Origin of the sequence: Streptomyces aureoversilis, from assembly GCF_042657885.1 — a bacterium.
In the GTDB taxonomy this organism is placed as follows: domain Bacteria; phylum Actinomycetota; class Actinomycetes; order Streptomycetales; family Streptomycetaceae; genus Streptomyces; species Streptomyces aureoversilis.
In genome coordinates, this window is the sequence record NZ_JBHSKJ010000002.1 from 490655 (window position 1) to 515885 (window position 25231).

The 25231-nt window shown below is 73.0% G+C and carries 17 protein-coding genes and 2 pseudogenes; 3 read left to right on the top strand and 16 right to left on the bottom strand.

The annotated features are described in order from the left end of the window. Positions 1-37: 37 nt before the first annotated feature. From ACFPP6_RS05075 to ACFPP6_RS05100, 6 genes are all read right to left on the bottom strand, one after another. The gene (locus ACFPP6_RS05075) at positions 38-886 is read right to left on the bottom strand and encodes a phosphatase PAP2 family protein (protein WP_382037594.1); all 849 of its coding nucleotides are present in this window, start codon (positions 884-886) and stop codon (positions 38-40) included. A 36-nt stretch (positions 887-922) separates the two neighbouring features. After that, complete coding sequence (locus ACFPP6_RS05080; RefSeq protein ID WP_382037596.1) at positions 923-1975, bottom strand: LacI family DNA-binding transcriptional regulator; 1053 nt, start codon at positions 1973-1975, stop codon at positions 923-925. A gap of 25 nt (positions 1976-2000) precedes the next feature. After that, on the bottom strand, positions 2001-3638 hold the full coding sequence (locus ACFPP6_RS05085; protein WP_382037598.1) for a glycoside hydrolase family 13 protein: 1638 nt from the start codon (positions 3636-3638) through the stop codon (positions 2001-2003). A gap of 103 nt (positions 3639-3741) precedes the next feature. Next, the gene (locus tag ACFPP6_RS05090; RefSeq protein ID WP_382037599.1) at positions 3742-4608 is read right to left on the bottom strand and encodes a sugar ABC transporter permease; all 867 of its coding nucleotides are present in this window, start codon (positions 4606-4608) and stop codon (positions 3742-3744) included. Further along, positions 4605-5546: a carbohydrate ABC transporter permease gene (locus ACFPP6_RS05095; RefSeq protein WP_382037601.1), complete on the bottom strand. Its 942-nt coding sequence runs from the start codon at positions 5544-5546 to the stop codon at positions 4605-4607. The genes ACFPP6_RS05090 and ACFPP6_RS05095 overlap by 4 nt, the downstream gene beginning before the upstream one ends. A gap of 6 nt (positions 5547-5552) precedes the next feature. After that, complete coding sequence (locus ACFPP6_RS05100) at positions 5553-6854, bottom strand: extracellular solute-binding protein (RefSeq protein ID WP_382037603.1); 1302 nt, start codon at positions 6852-6854, stop codon at positions 5553-5555. Between the two features lie 259 nt (positions 6855-7113). Here ACFPP6_RS05100 and ACFPP6_RS05105 point away from each other — a divergent pair. Both ACFPP6_RS05105 and pulA read left to right on the top strand, forming a co-directional pair. Next, positions 7114-8493: pseudogene (locus ACFPP6_RS05105) on the top strand (alpha-amylase); the annotation flags it as partial. Between the two features lie 186 nt (positions 8494-8679). Beyond that, positions 8680-11235: pseudogene (gene pulA, locus ACFPP6_RS05110) on the top strand (pullulanase-type alpha-1,6-glucosidase); the annotation flags it as partial. A 43-nt stretch (positions 11236-11278) separates the two neighbouring features. On the opposite strand, the gene ACFPP6_RS05115 reads toward pulA, so the two are convergent. From ACFPP6_RS05115 to sph, 10 genes are all read right to left on the bottom strand, one after another. Beyond that, entirely contained in the window at positions 11279-11989 is a 711-nt protein-coding gene (locus ACFPP6_RS05115; RefSeq protein WP_382037605.1) for a TetR/AcrR family transcriptional regulator, read from the bottom strand. 84 nt (positions 11990-12073) lie between these two features. Next, positions 12074-14014 carry a hypothetical protein gene (locus ACFPP6_RS05120; RefSeq protein ID WP_382037606.1) on the bottom strand — a complete coding sequence of 647 codons (1941 nt, stop codon included), beginning with the start codon at positions 14012-14014 and terminating at the stop codon, positions 12074-12076. Positions 14015-14082: 68 nt separating this feature from the next. Beyond that, a complete protein-coding gene (locus tag ACFPP6_RS05125) occupies positions 14083-14886 on the bottom strand; it encodes a tyrosine-protein phosphatase (RefSeq protein WP_382037607.1) in 804 nt (267 codons plus the stop codon). A 70-nt stretch (positions 14887-14956) separates the two neighbouring features. After that, positions 14957-15544 (bottom strand): rhomboid-like protein, encoded by a 588-nt coding sequence (locus tag ACFPP6_RS05130; protein ID WP_382037609.1) that lies wholly within the window; start codon positions 15542-15544, stop codon positions 14957-14959. Between the two features lie 144 nt (positions 15545-15688). After that, positions 15689-18829 (bottom strand): alpha-N-acetylglucosaminidase, encoded by a 3141-nt coding sequence (locus ACFPP6_RS05135; protein ID WP_382037610.1) that lies wholly within the window; start codon positions 18827-18829, stop codon positions 15689-15691. 93 nt (positions 18830-18922) lie between these two features. Further along, positions 18923-19615, bottom strand: a complete 693-nt coding sequence (locus tag ACFPP6_RS05140) for a response regulator transcription factor (RefSeq protein WP_382037611.1) — start codon at positions 19613-19615, stop codon at positions 18923-18925. 135 nt (positions 19616-19750) lie between these two features. Continuing rightward, entirely contained in the window at positions 19751-21049 is a 1299-nt protein-coding gene (locus tag ACFPP6_RS05145; protein WP_382037613.1) for a sensor histidine kinase, read from the bottom strand. Between the two features lie 194 nt (positions 21050-21243). Then, positions 21244-21843 (bottom strand): winged helix-turn-helix domain-containing protein, encoded by a 600-nt coding sequence (locus tag ACFPP6_RS05150; RefSeq protein ID WP_382037615.1) that lies wholly within the window; start codon positions 21841-21843, stop codon positions 21244-21246. A gap of 441 nt (positions 21844-22284) precedes the next feature. Beyond that, a complete protein-coding gene (locus tag ACFPP6_RS05155; RefSeq protein ID WP_382037617.1) occupies positions 22285-23328 on the bottom strand; it encodes a S66 family peptidase in 1044 nt (347 codons plus the stop codon). A gap of 33 nt (positions 23329-23361) precedes the next feature. Then, positions 23362-24354, bottom strand: a complete 993-nt coding sequence (gene sph, locus ACFPP6_RS05160; RefSeq protein ID WP_382037619.1) for a sphingomyelin phosphodiesterase — start codon at positions 24352-24354, stop codon at positions 23362-23364. A gap of 246 nt (positions 24355-24600) precedes the next feature. On the opposite strand from sph, the gene ACFPP6_RS05165 reads away from it, so the two are divergent. Next, a complete protein-coding gene (locus tag ACFPP6_RS05165) occupies positions 24601-25227 on the top strand; it encodes an HAD family hydrolase (RefSeq protein ID WP_382037620.1) in 627 nt (208 codons plus the stop codon). Positions 25228-25231: the final 4 nt, after the last annotated feature.

The following is a 25231-nucleotide window of genomic DNA, read 5'->3' on the forward strand; positions in this document are numbered from 1 at the left end:
GCGGCCCGGGGCTTTGCGGCCCGGGCCCCCGGCGAGGCTAGGCCACGCGCCGCTCGAGCCGGCCGGGCGTCGCACCGAACCACGCGAAGGAGACGGCGAAGCCGAACGAGAGGCAGAGCAGGCCCCCCACCGCGTCGAGCCAGAAGTGGTTGGCCGTCGCCACGATGACCACCAGCGTGGCGAGCGGATACAGCAGGCCGAGGACCTTCGCCCACACCGGGCGCGCCACCATCGCGATGATGACGCCGCACCAGGTGGACCAGCCGATGTGCATCGACGGCATCGCCGCGTACTGGTTGGACATGTCGGCCAGGTTGCCGGAGGCCATGGAGCCCCAGGTGTGGTGCACCACGACGGTGTCGACGAAGCTCTCGCCCAGCATCAGCCGGGGCGGGGCCAGGGGGAAGAGGTAATAGCCGAGCAACGCCACGGCCGTGGTGGCGAAGAGGGCCAGCCGGGCGGCCGAATATCGGCCCGGATGCCATCGGTAGAGCCACACCAGCACGCCGATCGTCAGCACGAAGTGCAAGGTGGCGTAGTAGTAGTTCATGCCCACGATCAGCCACGTCACCGAATTCACCGCGTGGTTGATCGAATTCTCCACGGCGATCTGCAGCGTGTGCTCGGCCCGCCATATCCAGTCCGCGTTGCGGAGGGCGGCCGCCCGCTGCTCGGGAACGGCGTTGCGCACCAGGGAGTACGTCCAGTAACTCACCGCGATCAGCAGCACCTCGAACCACAGACGCGGCCTGCGCGGAGCACGAAGCCTCCGCAGGCCGGTCCGCTGCTGAGTGGCACCATCCGCCGGCGGCCGGTCCGCTCGCTCCTCGGTGGGTGGCGGGGCGGCCGTCCGGCCTTCCAGTGTCCTTGCCGTCGCTTCACCCATAGGGAAACAGTCTGCCAGAAACCGGCCTGCGGCAGATCATCCCCAAGTCTGGTCTTCGCCCGCTTTCGGCCGGGTTTCCGGGACCGATGCGGTTGAACCCCGAACCACCAGTTCGGGGAGGAAGACGAACTCGCTGTGCGGCGCCGGGGTGCCGCCGATCTCCTCCAGCAGCGCGCGCACCGCGGCCTGCCCCATCGACTGCACCGGCTGCCGGATCGTCGTCAGCGGCGGGTCCGTGAAGGCGATGAGCGGCGAGTCGTCGAAGCCCACGACCGACACGTCGCGCGGGACCTCCAGACCGTGCTGACGGGCCGCCCGGATCACGCCCAGCGCCATCATGTCGCTCGCGCACACCACGGCCGTGCAGCCGCGCTCGATGAGCGCCGCTGCCGCCGCCTGACCGCCCTCCAGCGTGAACAGCGAGTGCTGCACCAGCTGCTCGGCCTCGGCCTCCGCCATGCCCAGCTCCTCGCGCATGCTGCGCAGGAACCCCTCGATCTTGCGCTGCACCGGCACGTACCGCCGCGGACCCAGCGCCAGGCCGATCCGCCGGTGCCCCAGTGCGGCCAGATGGGTGACGGCCAGCCGCACCGCGGCCCGGTCGTCCGGCGAGACGAACGGCGCCCGCACCTTCGACGAGAAGCCGTTGATCAGCACGAACGGCACGCCCTGGGCCCGCAGCCGCTCGTAGCGCTGCATGTCCGCCGAGGTGTCGGCGTGCAACCCGGAGACGAAGATGATGCCGGAGACCCCGCGGTCGACGAGCATCTCCGTGAGCTCGTCCTCCGTGGAGCCGCCGGGCGTCTGCGTGGCCAGCACCGGGGTGTAGCCCTGGCGCGTCAGGGCCTGGCCTATCACCTGGGCGAAGGCCGGGAATATGGGGTTGTCCAGCTCGGGCGTGATCAGCCCGACCAGGCCCGCGCTGCGCTGCCGCAGCCGCACGGGGCGCTCGTAGCCCAGGACGTCGAGCGCGGCCAGCACGGACTCGCGGGTGGAGGCGGCGACCCCCGGCTTCCCGTTGAGTACCCGGCTGACGGTCGCTTCGCTGACACCCGCTTGGGCCGCGATGTCGGCCAGCCGTGCGGTCACGGGACTGGACCTTACCGGTCGCATTTCAGACTGCCCACCAAACACATGAATCAGAGGGGATACGGACCGTACCACCGGTGAATTCCAGGGCGGCCGTGGCCAGCACCGGGCGGCCGGGCACCGGCATCGCCACTTCCTCCTCGCGCGTGTTCAGCGTGCACACCAGGCCCGGCCGGGCGAAGGCCAGCACGCCCTCGGGCGCCTCCAGCCACGTCATCTCCCCGTCGCCCAGCCCCGGCAGCTCGTGGCGCAGGGCGAGCGCCGAGCGGTAGAGCTCCAGCGTCGAGCGCGGGTCGCCGGACTGCGCCGCCACCGACAGTTCCGCCCACTGCTCCGGCTGCGGCAGCCAGCTGCCGCCCGGCCCGAAGCCGTACGGGGCGTCCCCGCCCGACCACGGGATCGGCACCCGGCAGCCGTCGCGCGTGCCGTCCTGCCCGTCGCCGCGGAAGAACGCCGGGTCCTGGCGCACCTCGTCCGGCAGGTCCACGACCTCCGGCAGGCCCAGCTCCTCGCCCTGGTAGACGTACGCCGAGCCCGGCAGGGCCAGCATCAGCAGCGCCGCCGCCCGCGCCCGCGCGAGTCCCCGCTCGCCGCCGCCGTAGCGCGTGGTGTGCCGCACCACGTCGTGGTTGGAGAGAACCCAGGTCGTGGGCGCGCCCACCGAGCGGGTCGCCGCCAGCGAGTCGTCGATCACCGCGCGCATCGCGCCGGCGCCCCAGTCGCAGGTCAGGAACTGGAAGTTGAACGCCTGGTGCAGCTCGTCCGGGCGCACGTACAGCGCGAGCCGCTCCGAGGTGGGCGCCCACGCCTCCGCCACGCCGATCCGCTCGCCCGGGTAGGAGTCCAGCAGCTTCCGCCAGGCGCGGTGGATCTCGTGCACCCCGTCCTGGTCGAAGAACGGCAGCACCTGGGCCCCGATCAGCTTCGCCTGCTCGCTCAGCCCGATGTCCGGAAGCCCCGGCGCCTTGACCATGCCGTGCGCGACGTCGATGCGGAAGCCGTCCACGCCCAGGTCCAGCCAGAACCGCAGCACGGACTCGAACTCCTCGCGCACCTCCCGGTTCTCCCAGTTGAGGTCGGGCTGCTCCGGAGCGAACAGGTGCAGGTACCACTCGCCGGGCGTGCCGTCCGGGCGCGCCGTGCGCGTCCACGCCGGGCCGCCGAAGACCGACTCCCAGTCGTTCGGCGGAAGTTCCCCGGACGCGCCGCGGCCCGGCCGGAAGTGGTAGCGCTCCCGGGCCGGACCGCCCTCTCTCTCCGCGAGGGCCGCCCGGAACCAGGCGTGCTGGTCGGAGGTGTGGTTGGGCACGATGTCGACGATCACCCGCAGGCCCAGCCGGTGCGCCTCCCGCACCAGGTCGTCCGCGTCGGACAGGTCCCCGAACAGCGGGTCCACGGCCCGGTAGTCCGCGACGTCGTAGCCGCCGTCCGCCTGCGGCGAGGCGTAGAACGGCGTGAGCCACACCGCGTCCACGCCCAGCTCGGCCAGGTACGGCAGGCGGTCGCGGATCCCGCGCAGGTCGCCGATGCCGTCGCCGTCGCTGTCGGCGAACGAGCGCACGTACACCTGGTAGATGACGGCGCTGCGCCACCATCCCTCGGATACGGCCTCGGACGGGGCGGCGGCGGCCGGGCGGACGGAGGGCGCGAGGTCCTGGGTCATGTACGTCCTATCGATTCGGTTGCGGAGGCGGAAGCGGTGGATCTCGTGGATCCCAACGGGTCAACGACGGCGGGCGGACAAGGTCAGCGGGTGCCGGTGGCGGTCAGCCCTTGGTGCCGCCCGCGGTCAGGCCGGCCACCAGGTGCCGCTGGGCGACGAAGAACACCAGGGCCGCCGGGACCGTGATCAGCACGGCCGCGGCCGTCATCAGGCCCCACTCGGCCTTCTGCTGGCCGACGAACGTCTGCAGGCCCACGGCGAGGGTGTAGTGCTCCTCGCTGCTCATGAACTGGGTGGCGAAGGCGACCTCGCCCCAGGCGGTGATGAAGGAGTAGAAGCCGGTCACGGCCAGGCCCGGGCGGGCGAGCGGCACGATGAGCCGCCAGAACGTCCCGAAGGGGGTCAGCCCGTCCACCCGCCCCGCCTCGTCGATCTCGACGGGGACGGTGTCGAAGTACCCCTTGAGCATCCACGCGCAGAACGGCACGGAGATCGAGCAGTACGTCACGATCAGCCCGGTGTAGGAGTCCAGGAGTTCCAGCTCACCGAGAATGTTGTACAGCGGCACGATCAGCACCGCCATCGGGAACATCTGAACGACCAGGAAGGTCCACATCAGCGGCCGGTGACCGGGGAAGCGCATCCGCGAGACGGCGTAGCCGGCGGTCGCCGCGATGAGCACGCCGAGGACGGTCGCCCCCAGCGCCACGATCACCGAATTGCCGAACCACGTCAGGAACTTCGTCTCGCCGAGGATGTGGCTGTAGTTGGAGACGTCGAAGCCCACGAACCGCGCGGGCTCCTGCCAGCCGTCGCGCCCCCGCAGCGAGACGAAGACGATGAAGGCGACCGGGAAGACCGACACCAGGCTCGCGGCGGCCAGCGCCGTGTGCAGCGCGGCCGACGCCGTGCGCGAGCGCTGCTCGCGCGGGCGGTGCCGGAGGGGGCGTACGGGCTGGGCGGTGCTCATCGCACGGCCTCCTGTCGGGTGAGCATCCGGCGGTAGAAGACGGCGAAGACCAGCAGCAGCGAGAGGATGAGGATGCCGTACGTGGCCGAGCCCGCGTAGTCGCGGACGCCCTGGAAGGCGAGCCGGTAGGCGTACGTCACGAGGATCTCGCTCTCGGAGCTCGCGCCCTGCCCGATCAGCAGGTAGATGACCTGGAACATGTTGAACGTCCAGATCACGCCGAGCAGGATCACCGTCCCGCTCACCGACTTCAGCCCCGGCAGCGTCACGTGCCGGAAGCGCTGCCAGGGGGTGGCGCCGTCCATCTCCGCGGCCTCGTGCAGCTCCCGCGGGATGGACTGCAGCCCGCCCAGGATCGCGACCATCATGAACGGCACGCCCAGCCAGACGTTCACCGCCACCGCCGACACCTTCTGCAGCGTCGCGTCGCCCAGCCAGTCCACCGGGTCCATGCCCAGCTTCGTCAGGAAGACGTTGAGCACGCCGTACTTCTCGTTGAACATCAGCCGCCAGGAGAAGGTGGCGACGAAGGCCGGCACCGCCCACGGCAGGATCAGCAGCACCCGGTACAGCGCCCGGAACCGCATCGGCCGGTTGAGCAGGAGGGCGAGCCCGAGGCCGAGCGTGTAGTGCAGGAACACGCACGACGCGGTCCACACCACCGTCCAGCCGAGGCGGGAGTAGAAGTGTCCCTCCTGCCCGGAGAGCACCTTCCAGTAGTTGTCCAGGCCGACCGACCGGTAGGTCGCCTCGATGTGGTTGACCCCGATGGTGCGCGCGACGTTCGCCTCGTTGGCATCGGTGAAGGACAGGTAGACGCCCTTGCCCAGCGGGTAGCCGACGAGGACCGCGAGGACGATTACGACGGGAAGCACCATCGCCCACGCGTACCAGTGGGTGCCGAAGGAGCGCCGGACCCTGGTGACGACAGTGGCCATCAGGCCCTACTCCTCGATGCCGTAGTCCTTGAGGAGCGCGGACTGCCAGGCCTTGGCCGTGGCGTCCAGCCCTTCCTTCGGCTCCTCCTTGAGCGTGAGGATCTTCGTGTAGTGCTGGAGCCAGTCCGTGAACAGGTCGCCGCCCTGCGGAATCGCGGGCCGCGGGTGGGCCTTCGACAGCGCCTGGTGGTACGCGCTGCGCACCGGGTCGGCCAGGACGTCCTTGGTGTAGGCGGACTTGCGCGTCGGCAGCACGCCCACGCCGGTCGAGACCTGCTCCTGCTGCGCGGCGTCGGTCATGAAGCGCGTGAAGAGGTAGGAGGCGTCGAAGTTCTTCGAGCCGGCATAGACCACCAGGTTGTGGCCGCCGACCGGCGCGCCCGCGGTGCCCGTGGAACCGGCCGGGACGGCCGAGATGCCCAGGTTGTCCTTGGACTTGTACGCGTCGCCGCCGAAGATCTCCTTGGTCGCCCAGGGACCGTCGAGCAGCATCGCCAGCTTGCCGTTCTTGAAGTCCGTCTTGAGGGCGTTGTAGCCGTCGGTGCCGGCCGGCTTGGGCGCGGCGCCGGACTTCACCAGGTCGACGGCCGTCTCGATGCCCTTGCGGGACGCGGCCGAGGAGATGGTGATCTTCTTCTTGGCGACGTCGACCATGTCGCTCTTCTCGCCGTAGAGGAAGGGCAGCGAGTAGTAGCTGTCGGGGCTGAGGCCGATGCCCTCGGCGCCCGTCTTCTCCTTGATCTTCAGGGCGGCGTCCTTGACCTCCTGCCAGGTGGCCGGGGGCTTGTCGACGCCCGCCTTCTGGAACAGCTCCTTGTTGTAGAGCAGTCCGAGGGTGTCGGTGACCTGCGGGACGCCGTACGTCTTGCCCTGGTACGCCGCGTTCTTCAGCGGGCCCTCCAGGAAGTCCTCGGGCTTGTCGAGCGCCGGCGTGCCGGTGAGGTCCTTGAGGTAGCCGAGCTGGGCGAAGCCGGGCGTCCAGCCGACGTCGGAGCGCAGCACGTCCGGGGCGCCCTTGCCGGTGGCGGCGGAGGTCTTGAACTTCTGCTGGGCCTGGTCGAACGGCACGTTGACGTACTCGACCTTGATCTTCGGGTACTTCTGCTCGAACGCCGAGACCAGCTTCTTGAACGCGGGTGCCTCGTTGGTGGCGTCCGAGGTGTCCCACCAGGTCACCGTGCCGCTCACACTGCCCGGGTCGCTCGCCGCCTTGGCGCCGTCGTTCCCGCCCCCGCCGTCACCGCCGCACGCGGTCGCGGTGAGAGCCAGCACACCGACGACGGCAGCGACCGATATGCCTCTTCGCATATGGATCTCCTCATGAAGGAGGCCGACCGTCGCGGGCGGCCCCGAGCTGTGGAGGAACGTAACAGGCTGCAATCTCTTGCGAAAGGGTTTGCAAGAACGAAACGGCGAGATTTCTCGGTGGTAACCGTCTCGTGTCCTAGGGGTTGACCGGCCGTTACCCGGCTCGTACGGTCTCGTGCGCAGCAGGTTCCGGATGGCTTGCGAACGGCTTGCGCAAGAACCTTCATTGCTGCACATCCCCCACCCCCAGGAGCTCCGCATGCCTGCGACAGCCCAAAGAACCCTTTCTGCGGCTTTTGCCCTGGCGGCCGCCGTCACGGTCTGTGCCCCCCGGGCGGAGGCCGCCGCGCCCGGCGGCAAGGACGTCACGGCCGTCCTCTTCGAGTGGAAGTACGACGCGGTCGCGAAGGAGTGCAAGGACGCCCTCGGCCCGGCCGGTTACGGCTACGTCCAGGTCTCCCCGCCGCAGGAACACGTGCAGGGACCGCAGTGGTGGACCTCGTACCAGCCGGTGAGCTACGCGATCGCGGGCCGGCTCGGGGACAGGTCCGCCTTCGCGAACATGGTGAATTCATGCCATAACGCGGGCGTCAAGGTCGTCGTCGACGCCGTCGTCAACCACATGGCGGCCGGATCCGGCACCGGAACCGGCGGCTCCGCGTATACGAAGTACGACTACCCCGGTACGTACCAGCGCCAGGACATGGACGACTGCACGGCCGTCGTCAGCGACTACCGCGACCGGCGCAACGTCCAGGACTGCGAACTCGTCGGCCTCGCCGACCTGGACACGGGCGAGGAGCACGTGCGCGGGCGCATCGCCCGGTACCTGAACGACCTGCTGTCGCTCGGCGTCGACGGCTTCCGCATCGACGCCGCCAAGCACGTCCCCGCGGCGGACCTCGCGGACATCAAGTCCCGGCTGAGCCGGACCGATGTCCACTGGAAGCACGAGACCATCCACGGCGAGGGCGAAGCCGTCCGGCCCGAGGAGTACCTCGGCACCGGCGACGCCCAGGAGTTCCGCTACGCGCGCGACCTCAAGCGGGTCTTCCGGCACGAACGGCTGGCCTACCTCAAGAACTACGGCGAAGGCTGGGGCTACCTCCCCGGCGGGCAGGCGTCCGTCTTCGTCGACAACCACGACACCGAACGCGGCGGCGACACCCTCAGCTACAAGGACGGCGCCGACTACACCCTCGCCAACGTCTTCATGCTCGCCTGGCCCTACGGCTCACCCGACGTCCACTCCGGCTACGAATTCACCGACCGCGACGCGGGGCCGCCGAACGGCGGTGCGGTGGGGGCCTGCTGGCAGGACGGCTGGAAGTGCCAGCACAAGTGGCCGGAGATCCGGAGCATGGTGGGCTTCCGCAATGCCGTGCGGGGCACGGCGGTCGGCAACTGGTGGGACAACGGGTACCAGGCCGTCGCGTTCGGGCGCGGCGACAAGGGCTACGTGGTGGTCAACCACGAGAAGTCCGCGCTGACGCGCACCTTCGAGACGGGGCTTCCCGGGGGTGACTACTGCGACGTGCAGAGCGGGCGACGGGTGACGGTGGACGCGAACGGCCGCTTCACGGCGACCGTGGCGTCCAACACGGCGCTGGCGTTGCATGCCGGGGCGCGTACGTGCGGTTGATTTTTCCCCTACCCGCCCCTTCCCGGCCACCAATCAGCCCGTCCGGCGCTTGAGGACGAGCGCGTTCAGCGCGATACGGGGGTCCGGGGGCTTGCCCCCGGTTACGGGAAGGGGCGGGTCAGGGGAGACCTCCATCTTTGACCTCAGGCGAAGGAGCAGCTCTCCGTGAAACGACTGGCCGCATTGGCAGCAGCCATAGGTGCCCTCGTGCCACTCGCCGGCGGCGGCACGGCCACCGCCGCCACCCCACCCCCGACAGGGGCAAAGGTCCAGTGGATCGACCGCACCACACTCGCCTGGCCCAAGGGCCTGGGCGACCCGGCCCGCCCCCACCACCTCCTGCACGACAGAGGCAGCTTCGAGCTGACGGCAACCCCCGGCGGCCTCACCCCCGCCCAGCGGGCGAAGTACCCCCACCTCGCCGGATACGACGCCTACCGCGTCAGCGCGACCCCCGGCCAGGAGAAGGCCGCGCTCAAGGGCGCCCTCACGGCCGTCGCCGGCGACGTCGCCACCGGCGTCCAGATACCCGGCGTGCTCGACGACCTGTACGCGTCCGCCGCCGGCAAGGCGGCCCTCGGCCCGTCCTTCCGCGACGGCCGCCCCACGCTCTCCGTCTGGGCCCCCACGGCCCGCCGGGTGGCGCTCGAACTCGACGGCCGCACCGTGCCGATGCACCGCGACGACAACAGCGGCGTCTGGAGCGCCACAGGCAGCCGCGACTGGACCGGCAAGCCGTACCGCTACGCCGTCACCGTCCACGCCCCGGCCGCCGGCAAGGTGGTCACCAACCGCGTCACGGACCCGTACTCCACCGCCCTGACCGCCGACTCGGCCCGCAGCCTCGTCACCGACCTCGCGGACCCGGCCCTGGCCCCGGCGGGCTGGCGCGGCCTGCGCAAGCCGAAGGCCGTTCCGCTGCGCGACGCGCAGATCCAGGAACTGCACATCCGGGACTTCTCCCCGAAGGGCGACTACCTCGCCTTCACCGACCGGTCCTCGCCCGGCATGAGGCACCTGACGTCGCTCGCCGGCGCCGGCACCTCCTACGTCCACCTCCTCCCGGCCTTCGACTTCGCGACCGTCCCCGAGCGGCGCGCCGACCAGGCGACCCCGCCCTGCGACCTCGCCGCGCTCCCGGCCGACTCGGACCGCCAGCAGGACTGCACCGGCAAGGCCGCCGCCCGCGACGCGTACAACTGGGGCTACGACCCGCTGCACTACACCGTCCCCGAGGGCTCCTACGCCTCCGACCCGGACGGTCCCGGCCGCACCCTCGAGTTCCGGCGGATGGTCCAGGGGCTGGCCGGTGCCGGGCTGCGGACCGTCATGGACGTCGTCTACAACCACACCGCCGCCTCCGGCCAGGACGACAAGTCCGTCCTCGACCGCATCGTGCCCGGCTACTACCAGCGCCTCCTGGACGACGGCGGCGTCGCGACCTCCACCTGCTGCGCGGGCACCGCCCCCGAGCACGCCATGATGGGCAAGCTCGTCGTGGACTCCGTGGTCACGTGGGCGAAGGAGTACAAGGTCGACGGCTTCCGGTTCGACCTCATGGGCCACCACCCCAAGGCGAACGTCCTGGCCGTGCGCAAGGCCCTCGACGCCCTGACCCCGGCCCGGGACGGCGTCGACGGCAAGTCCGTGATCCTCTACGGCGAGGGCTGGAACTTCGGCGAGGCCGCGAACGACGCGCGCTTCGTCCAGGCCACGCAGAAGAACATGGCCGGCACGGGCATCGCCACCTTCTCCGACCGGGCCCGCGACGCCGTCCGCGGCGGCGGCCCCTTCGACGCCGACCCCCGCGTCCAGGGCTTCGCCTCCGGGCTGTTCACCGACCCCAACGGCGCCCCGCAGGGCACCCCGGCGGAGCAGCGCGCCCGGCTCCTGCACGCGCAGGACCTCATCAAGGTCGGCCTGACGGGCAACCTCGCCGGCTACCGCTTCACCGACTCCGCCGGCCGCAGCGTCAGCGGCGCCGACGTCGACTACAACGGCTCGCCGGCCGGCTACGCCGCCGCCCCCGGGGACGCCCTCGCCTACGCCGACGCCCACGACAACGAAACCCTCTACGACGCGCTCGCCTTCAAGCTCCCGCAGGGCACGTCGCCCGCCGACCGGGCGCGCATGCAGGTCCTCGCGATGGCCACGGCCGCGCTGTCCCAGGGCCCGGCGCTCTCCCAGGCCGGCACGGACCGGCTCCGCTCGAAGTCGCTGGACCGCAACTCCTACGACAGCGGCGACTGGTTCAACGCCATCCAGTGGAACTGCGCCGCCGGCAACGGCTTCGGCCGCGGCCTGCCCCCGGCGCGCGACAACGCCTCCAAGTGGGACCACGCCCGGCCGCTCCTCGCCGACCCGGCGCTGAAGGCCGGCTGCGGCCCCGTCGAGGCGGCCTCCGCCGCCTACCGCGACCTGCTGCGGATCCGTACGACCGAGAAGGCCTTCGGCCTGGCGACCGCCGGGGCCGTCCAGGAGGCCCTGTCCTTCCCGCTGTCCGGCCCGGACGAGACGCCCGGCGTCGTCACGATGCGCCTGGGCGGCCTGGTCGTCGTCCTCAACGCCACTCCGCAGCGGCAGGACCAGCACATCGCGGCCCTCGCCGGGCGGCCCTGCGCCCTGCACCCGGTGCAGGCGGCCGGAGCGGACGAGACCGTCAAGGCCGCTGCCTGCGCACCCGCGACGGGCACCTTCACCGTCCCGGCCCGGACCGTCGCCGTCTTCAGGGCCGGCTAGCGGGTCGGGACGGAGGGTCAGGACGGCAGGTCAGGACGGCAGGTCAGGACGGCTGGGGCTGGGGCCGGGGCGCCACCCCGCCGAGCCGGTTCACGAGGTCGGAGAACGGCCCGTGGACCGGCTCGTCCTCGACGATGCGGTGCAGGACGGCCGCCATGTCGTCGTCGTGGGCGGCGCTGACGGCCGCGAGCGCCGCGAAGGCGTGGACGAGTTGCAGCTCCAGCTCGCCGCGCGGGATGCGGCGGCCGTCGAGCCAGAGCAGGGCCGTGGTCTCGGTGAGCGAGATCCAGGACCGGAGGGCGAGGTCCAGGCGCGGCCCGGGGGCGGGGATGCCCAGGTGGTCGAGCATCTGGGCGTACGCGGCCCGCCGCACCCCGTCGATCATGGCGCACGTCCTGCCGGACCCCGCCGCGGGGCCGCCGCGCATGAGGGCCGCGAAGCCCGTGCCGTGCTCCTCCACGTAGTCGAAGAAGCGGCCCATCACCCGCAGCAGGCGGGCGCCGAGGGGGCCCTCGCGGGGCTCTTCGAAGAGGGCCGACAGCTCCTGCGCGGCGCGGCCGAGCGCGGCCTCGTAGAGGCTCTGCTTCCCGGGGAAGTAGTGATAGACGAGCGGCCGGGAGATCCCGGCCGCGGCTGCTATCTCGTCGATGGAGACGTCGTCCGGGGAACGGTGCCCGAACAGCTCGAGCGCGACCGAGATCAGCTGCTCACGGCGCTGCTCGACACCCATCCTGCGACGTATCCCGGTCTTCATGGCGGTCATCTTAGGGCAGACCGGAAACCGTCATTCTCCTCTGGTTTCCGGCCTGCTGACTCCATTTCAGCTACTGGAGCGCCGCTATCGCAGAGTGGAAATCCGCCGTCCGTCGGCGAGGCGCGCGCTCAGCTCGGCCTGGGCCCCGGCCCTGGCCGGAACCGCCAGCCGGTCGCCGGGGGCGCTGCCGCGGACCCCGCCCGAGGCCGTGACCGACTGGACGTCGCCGCCTCCTGCCGCCGCCAGGGCGTACCACGTGCCCGCGGCCGACTTCCACAGGACGCCCGCGAGGACGTGCGGGTCGCGGGCGCCGCAGGCGGGGGTGTCCTCGGCGCGGGCGACGACGGTGCTCGGCGCCGCGGTCCGCGCGCCCGGCACCTGGAACAGTCCCAGTGCCCGGCTGCCCGCACCCCGCCAGGTCTCGGCCCTGGCGCACGTCCACTCGGCGCTGCCGGCGCCGCCGGGCAGCTGCTGCACCGCGTACGGCCAGGCGTTGACCGCGCGCACGCCCTGGCCCCGCATGGTCTGCAGGTGGCAGGCGGCGTGGGCCCAGCCGGCCCGGGCCCGGTCGCTGACGTCGCGCGGGGCGGCGGGGGTGCCGGTGGTCAGGCGCGCGGGCGTCAGCTCGCCCAGGTCGGTGACGAGGCGGCCGCCCAGCTGCAGGGCGGGCCAGCCGTGGCAGTCGCTGGTGGGGGCGGGGCTGGGCGTCGGGTCCGTGACGCCGTCGGCGCCGCGGCGGAGCGGGATCGGCGCCTCGCCGGGCTTGAGGAGGTCGCGCACGGAGACCTCGTCGACCCAAGGGGCGGTCAGGTAGCGGACGTTGTTGTCGGCGCGGCCCACGACGACGGCCGTCGCGGTGTCGGCGTCCGCGGCGTCGGTCCGGGCGAAGTCCAGGGCGGCGGCCCCGCCGCCGCTCTTCGACTCGGCGTAGCGCACGACGCGCAGCCCGTCGTGGAGCAGGACGACCGCGGCCTGGCCGACCTCGCCCGCGTACAGCAGCTGGGGCGGGCCCGCGGCCGGCCCCGACGGGGTGCCGGGCGTGGCCGTCACCCGGACCGAGCGGCCGGGCCGCGCCCACACGGCGAGGGCGCGGTGCAGCAGCTCGCGGTCGCCGAGGCGGTCGCCGCGGGCGGGCCAGGCGGCGAAGCCGGGGCGGTCGGCGGTCTTCCAGGCGCCCGGCGCGGCCTTCGTCAACTTGGCGGGGTCGAGGGCCTGTTGCGCCGCGGCGTTCTGTGCGTAGGGCGGGGCGGCCGCCCCGTCGGGGCCCCAGCCGTCGCCCGGCAGTGCCAGGAGCATCCCGCACACGGCGGCCGCCGCCAGGGCCGCGAGGGCTGCCCGGGTGTGCTGGCGGCGGCGCATCAGGTCCGTCGGGCGGGCCTGCAGGGAACAGGGGTCGAACTCCATCGACTCCAGCAGCGAGGCGTCCCGGCTGCCGGCGGGGGCGCGCAGCCCGTCCGCTTCGAGGACGGCGGCCCCGGGATCCTCCACCCCCGCCGCCGCCAGCACCTGGCGGACGTCACGGTCGGCGGGCAGCTCCAGGGCGCGCAGGACGTACGCCGCGCGGCCGGGGCCCGACAGGGCGGACAGGGCCTGGTCCAGCGCGAGCTCGTCGGCCCCGCCCGAGCGGGGGAACAGCCGCAGGCCCCACACCTGCGGCAGCAGCGGAGGCAGCTGGCCGGGGCGCGGCAACTGCCAGCGCCCGCGCGGCCGGCCGGCCTCCAGTGCCGCCCGCAGGACCCGCAGCCGTACATAGGCGTAGCCGGGGTCGGCGGGGGAGCCGTCGGGGCCGCGCGGCGGCGGCACCGGCAGACCGGACTGCTCGCCCGCCGCGACGCGGTTGCGCGGCAGGGCCCGCTGGGCGAGGGCGTGCGCGGTCAGCACACGGCGGTTGCGGCCCAGCGACGGCGGCAGGACGAGATACCCGAGGCGCACCAGGCGCGGGTAGTGCTCGATGAGCGCGGCCTCGGCCTGCTCGACGTCGACGGGGGAGGGGAGGGGGCGGGGGGCTGTTGCTTGCTGCTCCACGATCCGTAGAACGAGTGAATGGTGAGATGGTCACCTCACCCTTGGGTGGGGCCCCCGGTGCTGCTGCGTCAGGCGATGCAGCGCGCGCGGATGCGGTCGACGGCGTCGTCGGGGAGGCCGAGGCCGTCGCGGACGTAGGCCTCCACCCCGCCGTAGGCGCGGTCCATCTCCTCCAGCGCCGCCGTGAGGTAGGCGGAGCGCACGCCCAGGATCGCGTCGGCGATCTCCGGGTCGCCGCCCGCCGTCGTGAAGCGGTCGATGAGGGGGGTGAAGGCGGTGCGCACGGCCGGGTTCACCGCGAGGTACTCGGCGCGGACCGCCTCCTCGTCCGCGCCCAGGAGCAGCAGGATCACGGCGGCGGCCCAGCCGGTGCGGTCCTTGCCCGCCGTGCAGTGGAAGAGCAGCGGGCCGCAGTCCGGCTCGGCGAGCGCGGACAGCAGGCGGCCGTAGGCGGAGCAGGCGGACTCGGAGGAGACGAAGGCACGGTACGACTCGCACAGCAGCTTCTCGGCCTTGCCGTTGCCCAGGTGCTCCTCGGCGATCGCGGGATTGCCCAGCACGGAGTCGAGCCTGGCCGGCACGTCGTCGCCGGCGGCCGCGCGGGCCGCCGCGCTGTCGGCCATGACGTCCGCGACGATCAGCCGGGCGCCGTCCGGCACCTGGTCGGGCCGCTCCTCGCGCTCGTGCTCGGTACGCAGGTCCACGACCGTGTGGATGCCGAGGGCGGCGACCGCCGGGTCCGCGGCGGGGTCGAGCCGGTCGAGCTGGCCGGAGCGCAGCAGCAGGCCGGGGCGGACGGCGGAGTCGCCGGCCAGCGCGATGCCTCCGAGGTCCCGGAGGTTGATGATCGTCGAGGCGTCGAACTGCGGCATGCGGGCGTCTCCTGTGTCTGTAGCGCACAGCGTGTCTGATATTGATCAGATATCTACCGTTTATCTATCGTTATTGTGCCGAACGGAGAGCGAGCCCGCGCTCGCACCCCAGCCCCAGGCCGATTCCCAGGCCCAGGGCCGCCAGGTGCCCCGCGTCCGTGAAGGCCGGGCGGCGGTGCAGGAGGGGGCGGGCGCAGAGGGCCAGGAGGGCCGCGTACGCGCCCGTGCGGGCCGCGCCCCGAGGGAGGAGTGCGCCCAGCGTGCCGAGGGCGGCGTAATACCCGTAGCTCGGGCCGACGTCGGTCGCGGACCGCGTGCGCGCGGGGGCGCGCACGGCGCGCAGCCCCCGGTAGACCAGGAGCGACGCGCCCACGTGCCCGAGGACGAACGAGCCCGCCGCCCACCAGGCGCCGTACGCGTACTCCGTGTACCCGAGCACCGCCAGGAGCAGCAGCGCGTAGGGCAGTTCCAGCGGCCCCTCGGTCAGGAGCGCGCTGGTCGCCAGGGTGTCCCAGCGCCCGGCGTCGAGATTGTCGACATTGGTCGAACACCGGCGCAGGACGCGCTCGCGCGCGGCGGGCGTGAGCATCCGGTGCACGGCGTACGAACCGGCGAGCAGCCCGCCGACGTAGACGGGCGCGAGGCGTACCTGAGACATGCGGGGCAAGGAAATCACCGGCCCATGGTCACCCGGGAACGCGGCCCGGGCCAGAGCCGTGCGGGGGTACTTGCCGCAGGCAGGAGGATTCCCGCCGCAACGGCGCTCCACCACGACGGCGGCATCCGGCGGTGCCGGACCGGCCTACGCGTCCACCGCCCAGTCCGCGAACTGCGCGGTCCCCCGCGCCCCGCTGCCGTCGTTGCCCGCCGTCAGGAACAACCCCACGTCCTGCCACGCGGCAGCACCCCGCACCGTCGCCGTGGCGACCGGGAGCCACGTCTCGCCGTCCGTGGCGTACTCCGCGTCGAACGTGCCGCTCCCGGTGCGGGTGAGGCGCAGGGAGACCGGGGCGCGGACGCCCTTCACCTGGCGGTAGGTCTCGAACGTGCCGTCACCGTCGGCGTCGTAGGACAGCACGACGCCCTGCCCCGGCGTCACCGCCAGGTTCACGGCCCCCGCCGACCACGGCGTGCCGAGGGCGTTGCGCACGAGGATGCCCGTACGCGCCCAGCTTCCCGTGTCCGTCTGGCTGAGGACGCGCACCCGGGCGGCCGCGCCGGCCGCCAGGGCGCCCGCCCGGTACACCGCACCGAATTCCTCGGTCCGTCTCCACAGGTCGTCGCCCGAGCCGTCGATCGCGAAGCGGTCCGCGCCCAACTGGCCGAAGACGGCGCCGTTGTTGGTGAACGTCCGCCACCCGGGGGCCAGGGGCCCGGCCAGGAAGAGCGTCCCGGAGCGCACGGCCCGCACCGGCTCCTCGCCCTGCGGCCCGTAGCACGCGCTCACCTCGTACGGCAGGGGCTGCAGCGGCCGCTCCAGCGGGGCGGCGGGGGCGGTGACGCGCCAGCGGGCCGAGCCGGTGGCCCCGGGGTCCAGGCGCGGCAGCGACGTGGGGCCCTGCGCGGCGGCCGCGAGGCCGGAGACGGCGAGGGCGACGGGGCCGGTGGCGCGGAAGCCGTTGACGTTGGCGAGGGAGACGGTGAGCACCGCCGTGCCGCCCGGCGCGACGGCCGCCGGCTCCAGGGCGGCCGCGAGCGCCCCCTGGTAGGGCGCGGCCGCCAGCGTGTCCCGTACCCGCACCGCCGTGCGGTACGGGTCGCCCACCGGCCGCTGCGCGTGCTCGGTGCGCTCGCGCGTCCAGGACTCCTCCATGGCGTACCAGTCGACGGCCCGCGGCGCCCGCCCCGCCCGCAGGGCGTCCTCCAGCTCCTCCAGCCAGCGGCGCCACCGCGGCAGGTAGAAGTCGCCGACGAGGCCGTGCCAGTCGCGGCTCGCGTAGTCGTGCAGCTTTCCGCCGTCGGAGGTGCCGCGCCCGCCCCACACGGTGACGAGGACGCGCGCGGTGCGCTCCAGCTCGGCGGCCTCGCCGGGGTCGGTGCCCATGGCCCGGGCGGCCGCGGTCCAGGGGCCGAGCAGGAACGCCTTGTGCGTCCCCGCGATGTCGTCGGCGAGCCGCATCAGCCTCAGCCACAGCGCGGACAGGGCGCGGAAGGCGGTCAGGTCCTTGCGCGCGTACGCCTCCTTGAGCTGGGGGAGGAGCTGCCGGCTGCGGTGGGCGACGGCCTGCCGGGCCACGTCGACCAGGTCGTGGCGGTAGGTGTCGGTGCCGCGCGGGCCGGCGGCGACGCCGAGCAGCGAGGTGAGGACGGTGTCGAAGCGGGCCGGGTCGTAGGACGGGGCGTTCGGCGCGTACTCGGCGGCGCGGTCGGCGCCGAGGGAAGGGCGGGCGGCGAAGAGGCTGTCGTGCGGGTCGCTGCGTCCGGGCGCGCTCTGCCGGTAGGCGGTGTCGCCCAGTACGGCCCACGCCTCCTGCGCCGCCTTGTCCGCACGGCCGTAGCGGAAGGCGGCGTACGCGGCGAACCACTGTGCCCGGTCGGGCGCCCGCTCCAGCCAGGCCAGCTCGGAGAAGTACTCGAAGGCGGCGGGGTCGCGGTCGGCGCCCTCCGGCATGAACGCCGTGCCGGCCAGGGCGCTGCCGGGCTTGTCGCGCCACGCGAAGAACTTCTCGTCCCACACGTGCGTCTTGGCGCCGATCGTGGTCCGCCCGCCGAAGTTCGGGATGCTGCCGAAGGCGTACGGGGTGCCGCCCCAGTCCTTCTCGCGGTCGGTGACGCCCTTGAAGCGGTCGGAGATGCCGTCGACGATCAGCATCCGCTGCCGGTCGACGGCGCCGAGCAGCTCGGGCAGCGGGTTGTCCTCCCAGCCGAGGATCACCCAGGTCGCCTCGGGGTGCGCGGTGCGCAGGGCCCTCTCGACGGCGCGGGCGGCGGCCGCGACGGGCACGTCGCCCGCGGCGCCGCCCTCGTGCAGCAGGTCCATCTTGAAGTGCCGCGCGGGGCCGAGGAGGCGTTCCTGGTGGCGGTAGAAGGACGCGGCGACGGCGGCGAACGCGCCGGAGCGCGGGTCGAGCCAGTCCGGTCGCCGGAAGCCGTGCCAGATGCCCTGCGGGACGACGCGTGCGTCCGCGTTGCGCGCGGCGAAGCCCTCGGGCACGGAGCCGTAGTAGCCGGGCAGGACGGGCGCCATGCCCAGCTCGCGCAGCCGGGCGGTGATCCGGGCCCCGAGGGCGGCGCGCGCGTCGATGAGCCTGCGGCTGAGCGGGCCGCCGTAGCCACTGAGGTTCTGCAGCAGCCACCACGGCTGGTGGGAGGGGGCGGGCAGCCAGCCGCGGGCCTCGGCGTCGGTGTAGCCGAAGTCGCGCAGGACGCGTTCGTAGACCGCCTCGTGCCCGCTTATCACCAGGACCTCGTTGCAGCCGTGCAGGGCCAGGACGTCGATCATCCGCTCCCAGTAGGCCCAGTCGGCGTACGGGAAGGTGTAGCCGTCGTTGGTGTCGTTGAGGGCGAAGCGGTGCCGGAGGGTGGTGGATCGTTTCAGCGGGCGGGCCGGGGCAGGCAGGCTGCGCGGCAGGTCGACGTGGCGGGCGCTCCAGGTGATGTGCGCCCCGCACACGTACTTGAGGTACCAGTGCACGCCCGTCAGCAGCACCGCCGGGCTCGTCCCGGCCACCTCGATCCGCCCCGTGCGGCCGGTGACCTCGAACCGGTCCCCGTCCCCGGCGGCCGCGAGCGGGGCGAGCCGGAACTGCTCCGCGTGCCCGCCCAGCAGCCGTACGAGCGCCGCCTTCGCGGGGGCGGTGTCGAAGGGCGCGCGGGCGGCGGCCCGGGCGGGTGTGCGGGCGGCGAGGGCGGCTCCGGCCCCGACCGCGCCGGCGGCCCCCAGCAGCAGGCGTCTCGACGGGTTCGGCTGATCGGTCGACTGAAGGGCCGGCTGATCGGTCATGGCGCTCCCCACTGTGCCGAATGCGACAACGGACGCGTGCGCGGCGCACGTTAACCGCCGTCCCCTGCGGGAGCAACGGGACGCGCTCGGAGTTCAGCCCCGCCCGGGGTGCCGGTGGGCCGGTCGGCCCCAGCCGGGATCACCCCGGTCGAGGTACGCCAGCACCGCGAGGACGCGGCGGTTGTCGTCGTCGGACGGCGGCAGGCCGAGCTTGCCGAAGATGTTCGACGTGTGCTTCGCCACCGCCCGCTCGGTGACCCGCAGCTGCACGGCGATCGCCGCGTTGGACCGGCCCTGCGCCATCAGCTCGATCACCTCGCGCTCGCGCGGCGTCAGCCCGCCCATCGGGCGTTCCTGCTCCCGCCGGGACAGCAGCTGCGAGATGACCTGCGGATCCATGGCGGTGCCGCCCGCCGCGACCCTGCGGACCGCGTCCACGAACTGGCCGGCCTCGAAGACCCGGTCCTTGAGCAGGTAGCCGACGCCGCCGCTGCCGTCGGCGAGCAGCTCCCGCGCGTACAGCTGCTCCACGTGCTGGGACAGCACCAGCACCGGCAGGCCCGGCACCTCCCGCCGCGCCGCGAGGGCGCACTGCAGGCCCTCGTCGGTGAACGACGGCGGCAGCCGTACGTCCACCACCGCCACGTCCGGCCGCAGCCCGGCGAGGGCCCGGGAGAGCTCGGGGCCGCTCTCCACGGCCGCGGCGATCTCGAAGCCGTACGCCTCCAGCAGCCGGACCAGGCCGTCCCTCAGCAGGAACAGGTCTTCGGCGAGCACAACGCGCACGGGCACTCCATCGTCATCGGCGGGGGAGCGGGCGCCCCTCGACGGCCCGGCGGGCAGGGGCGGTTCGCCCCCGCCGTCGCCGGTCCCGCAGGGGCCGTCCGGGAACCGGGTGCGGGCAGATCCCGCGGCGGCTCGTCACCGCAGGGCGCAGGGGATCTCCATCGTCACCATCGTGGGGCCGCCGGCCGGGCTGCTGACGGCCAGGACCCCGTCCAGCGTGCCGAGGCGGCGCTCGACGCCCGCGAGCCCGGAGCCCGCGGCCGCGCCCGGGGCGCCCGGGCCGCCGCCCGGTGCGACGGCCCCGCCGCGGCCGTCGTCGGTGACCGCTATCCGCAGCATGCCCTCGGCGTGGTGCACGTCGACCCACACCTGCCGGGCACCCGCGTGCTTGGCGGCATTGGTGAGCACCTCGCTCACCGCGAAGTACGCCGCCGTCTCGACGGGCTCCGCGGCCCGGCCCGCCAGCTCGACGTCCACCTCGACGGGCATCCGCATCCGCAGCGCGAGGGCCCGCAGGGCGTCGCCCAGGCCGCGCTCCGCGAGCACCGGCGGGTGGATGCCGCGCACCAGGTCGCGCAGCTCGGTGAGGGCCTCGGCCGAGTCGGCGCGGGTCGCGGCCACGAGCTGCTTGGCGCGGGCCGGGTCCGTCTCGATCAGCGCCTCGACGGTGCCGAGGCTCATCCCCATCGCGACCAGGCGGGCCTGCGCCCCGTCGTGCAGGTCGCGCTCGATGCGCCGCAGCTCGGCGGCGGAGCCGTCCACGGCGTCGTGCCGGGTCTCGGTGAGCCGGTCGACGCGGCGCGCCAGCTCGCGCTCGCGGAGGGTGGCCGCCCCCGGCGCGAGCAGCTGCCCGGCCAGCAGGAAGTGCAGGCGCAGCAGCGGGTGCCCGACGAAGAGGGCCAGGACGGCCAGGACGCAGCCGAGGCCGGCCGCCAGGTCGGCGGTGAACTGGTCGGTGACCGGGAGGAAGGCGTACCACTGGGTGCCGTCCGCCCGGACGATCGGCTTCCAGACGCCGAGCGCCAGCACGACGCCCCAGGGGAGGTAGAGGAGGAGGGTGGCCGGCAGGAGGGCCAGGAAGGCGCCCGCCGTCGCGTCCACGAGCAGCCACTGCAGGTCGCGCCAGGTGGCGGGGTCCTTGAGCAGGGCCGTGCAGTGCTCCACCCGGCCTGCGAGGCCGGGGCGCCGGGCGGGCAGCGGCCGGTACGGATCGGGGATCTCCACGTCCGCCCACGCCCGTGCCTGCCGGCGCCGCAGCGCCGCGTGGGCCCGTACGCCCGCCAGCGCCACGGGGGTGGTGAACAGGCCGATCCCCAGCACCGTGAAGACCAGCGACACCACGGTGAGCGTGAACAGCACGATCGACACCGCCATGCCGAAGACCGCCAGCCACAGGCCGCGGGCAGCGGCCGGCAGTGCGTTGCTGATCTTCATCCGGTGTACCCCCGCGTGCGCTCCCGGGCCCGTTTCCCGGGCCCGGGAACCAGTCTGGGCGGCCGCCGCATGATCGTCACTGGGGGCACCGCCCCGGCGGGGGGTGTGGCTAGCCCCACCCCCCGGGCCTCGGTTTCGGACCCGGCCTCGGATCCGGCCTTCGGTCTCCCGGTTCCGGGGGAGGGGGGGGAAGATCAGTAGCCGACCGGCGGCGCGTACTTGTAGCCGACGCGGCGGACGGTGACGATCGAGGCGCGGTGCTCGGCACCCATCTTGCGGCGCAGGCGGGCCACGTGCACGTCCACGGTCCGGCCGTCGCCCACGTGCCCGTAACCCCACACCGTGGTCACCAACTGGTCGCGCGTGTGCACCCGGTGGGGGTGCGCGACGAGGTGGGCCAGCAGCTCGAACTCCAGGTACGTGAGGTCGAGCGGGCGCCCGGCCACGCTGGCCGTGCGCTGCTCCGGGTCGATGCTCACCAGGGCGTCCCCGTGGGTGGCGGCGGGCGCGGCCTCGGGGGCCTGCTGCTGCTCGGCCGGCACCAGCACCAGGTAGCCGATCATCGGCGGCTGGCCCGGCAGGGTGGGCAGGGTGTGCTGCGGCGCCGGCATCCAGGTGGCCGCACCGGAGTGCAGCAGCTCGGCGACCGGCGGCACCTCGTCCGGGGCGACGGCCCGGAGCCGGTGGCGGTGCGCGGTATGGGACGGGTGGGCGGGGTGCACGGCGGTGGACGGGGCCGTGGCGGTGGCCGAGACGGACGGGGCGGGCACGGTCAGGGTACGGAGGTTCGTCATGGAGAGCTCAGCTCTTTCGCGCGAGAGACCGTCGAGGGGACGTGCGTGTGCGCGGGGCCGTTGGCCGGAACCGGGGACCGGCGGCTGACTTCGACGTGGGGGTCAGCGGGAGGAGAGGGCCTGCGCGGAAGTCGCGCGGCAACACACTCGGTCGAAGTCGTCGTGCTGACGGGAAGGCCAGAAGGGCTCGAGGTCGCTGCGACCCGTCGCGGTGTTCTGGAAGCTGGCCATGCCCCTATTGAAGCATGACCTGCGACGGGACAGCAGACTCGGAGGGGCCGCGGATACGCAATCCTGGCGTGATGCGGACCACCGTGAACGCCCCGGCGAATACGGAGCAATCGGCTCCGGATGGCGGAGCGGTGCGGGGCGCGGTGCGGGGCGCGGTGCGGGGCGCCGCGGCCCCGGCGACCGGGCCGGGGCGGTGCGGCCGGACGGCCGTCAGTACGTGACCGTGATCCGCCGCGCCGGCCCGTCCACCCGCACCACGCCCCCGTACGGGATCACCAGCTGCGGATCGGTGTGCCCCAGGTCCACGTCGAACACCGCCGTCATCCCGGGCGCGTACGTGTCCAGCGCCCGCTCCACCGCCTCCCGCTGCTCCCGCCGGTACGCGGCACCGGCCTCGCGGTTCAGGGGCCGGTCGAAGGACCACGCCTTCGCCCGCCCCATCAGCAGCGCGGAGAACTGCCGCAGCAGTCCCCGTTCGCCCATATTGCGAAGAATGCGAAAAACATCCCCGGCGGAGGGCAGCTCCTCCGAGGTCTCCAGGAACAGCACGCGGCCCTCGTACGCCTCGGGAGCCCCGATCTCCCGGTCGGCCATCAGCAGCCACGACAGCACCTCGATGTTGCCGCCCCACGCGACGCCCTCCACCGCGCGGCCCGCGTTCCGCCACGACCACTCGTCGCAGGGCGCGAGCACCGGCTCGCTCGCGAAGGTCTTCGGGTCGTCCCAGGGGCGGTCGACGTCGTTCGAGGCGCCGGGCGCCGTGAGCTCGTACGGCCCGGGGGTGAAGAGCGCGGCCCGCAGCGAGGCCGCCGTCCGCGGGTGCAGCGAACCGGGCCGGCCGAGCTCCGCCATCACGCTGCAGCCGTGGTACCCGACGATCCCCGTGGCACTCAGCCAGGCCAGCAGCGCGGTGTTGTCGCTGTACCCGAAGAACGGCTTGGGGTGCGCCCGCACGAGCTCCCGGTCCAGCAGCGGCAGCACCGTGATCTGGTCGTCGCCGCCGATACTGGCGAACACCGCCGTGATGCCCGGGTCGGCGAAGGCCGCGTGCAGATCGGCGGCCCGCTCGGCGGGGGCCGACCCCATTTTCCGGGTCGTCGGATATTCCACCGGGCGCAGCCCGAATTCCGACTCCAGCCGCCGCAGCCCGAGTTCGAACGGGACGGGGAAGAGGCCCGGCAGCCCCGAGGACGGTGAGATCACCGCAACGCGGTCGCCGGGCCGGGGTTTGGGCGGGTACTCGGGTGCGTCCATGCGGTCACCCTAGGCCGCGCCGGGCCGTCCCGTTCAGGAGTTTCCGGCGATTACCGGATAGTGGTCACTGAGGTCGGTGTAGGTGTACTCCTTGCCCCAGCTGGAGACGGTCCACGGCGCCGAGGCCTCCTTGACCACCGTGTTCTTCCAGTTCCCCGGACGGGCATGGCCATTGCGGTGCAGGACGTGGTCCAGGTCCTCGCGCCCGTCCGTGGGGTAGCGATAGGCGGCGATGGAGTTCTCCTTCGTGTCGAAGGAGTACGGGTGCCCGGTGCGCTCCGCCGCCGGGGCGAGATCGGCGTTCGCGAGCATGGCCGTGTATTCGCTCCCGTGCGCGTCCACATTCAGGTCGCCGGCCACCATCACCTGCTCGCCCGCGGGAATGTTCTTCGCGTCGAGGAAGGCGTCGATCTGCCGGAACTGCTTGGCCCGGTCCGCGGCCGCCTCGCCCGCCTTGCATCCGCTGTCGGTCGACTGCGCGTGCGTACCGACCACGTGCACCTTCGTGCCGTTGACGTTCAGCACCACGTAGGCGAAGCCCTTGTTGGACCACCAGTCCGCACCGCACGCGTCCTGGTAGATGACCTGCTCCTTGCGGATGATCGGCCACTTGCTGAGCACGGTCACCCCGCCGTCCTCCGGAGTGGTGGACGAGTAGTTCCCGCCGGTGGCGTCCCAGCCGTCCTTGCCGCGCCCGACGACCGGAGTCTGGTACGGATAGCGGCCCGCCGCATTCGCCTTCAGCGCGTCGGAGGCGCCGTTGTCGAAGGCCTCCTGCAGGACGACGACGTCATTGCCCTGGAAGAAACCGGCCGCGGGTATCTCCTTGGCGCGGTGGTCCTGTCCCCAGTTGGGATAGAGGTTCTTGCTCATGAGAAAGACGTTGTACGTCAGAACCTTCAATTCCGGTACGGCGGCGGCACCGTTTGCCCGGGCGGCCGTTTGCGGCAGGGCCGCGGTGAGGGCGACGGCGGCGAGTGCGGTCGCGAGCGCGGAGGCCGCGCGGGCGGGCTTGAGGATCGGCACTGCAACTCCCTGAGGGGGGTGGGGGCACCGTGGTCGCGAGGTGCCCCAGTGCGAGCTGGGGAACGAGCCGTCCACATCAAATCAGCCCGGGTTACTTCCGGACACCCTTCAGGTGATCAATTCCCTTACGCGGGCCGACGACTTCGTGCCGGGCCACGTGTCGTGCGCGCGCATGAGTCGTTGAATCCGTTGGAAGAGATGAGTTCGGAAGAGGTGCGGTTGTCCGGCCCACCGTGAGGAGTTCCCATGCCCCAGCCCCTGCGCCAGGGCCTCGTTCTCGATTTCGGCGGGGTCCTGACCACTCCGGTCGCCGAGTGCACCCGGGCCTTCTGCCTGCGCGAAGGCCTCGCGCCCGACGCCTTCCTCCAGGTCATCTCGGCGGATCCGGAGGGGAGCGAGGTCTACGCCCGGCTGGAGCGCGGCGAGATCGGCCAGGCCGAGTGGAACGAGCGCACCGCCGCCCTGCTCGGAGTCGATCCCACCGGCCTGATCGGCCGCGTCCTGGCCGACCTCAAGCCGGAGCCCCTGATGCTCGCGGCCGCCCAGTCGGCCCGCCGCGCGGGCGTGAAGGTGGGCATCCTCTCCAACAGCCTGGGCTCCGGCCCCTACGACCCCTACCGGGGCTACGGCTTCGACACCCTGTACGACGCCGTGGTGCTGTCCGGGCAGCACGGGATCCGCAAGCCCGACCCCGGGATCTACCCGGTGGTCCTGAAGCAGCTGCAACTGGCCGCCGAGACCTGCGTCTTCGTCGACGACTCCGCCCGCAACCTGCCGCCCGCCCAGGACCTCGGCATGACCACCGTCCTGGACGGCGATCCGGCGGAGACGGTCAAGCGCCTGGAGGAGATCTTCGGGCTCCCGCTGAGGTGACGCG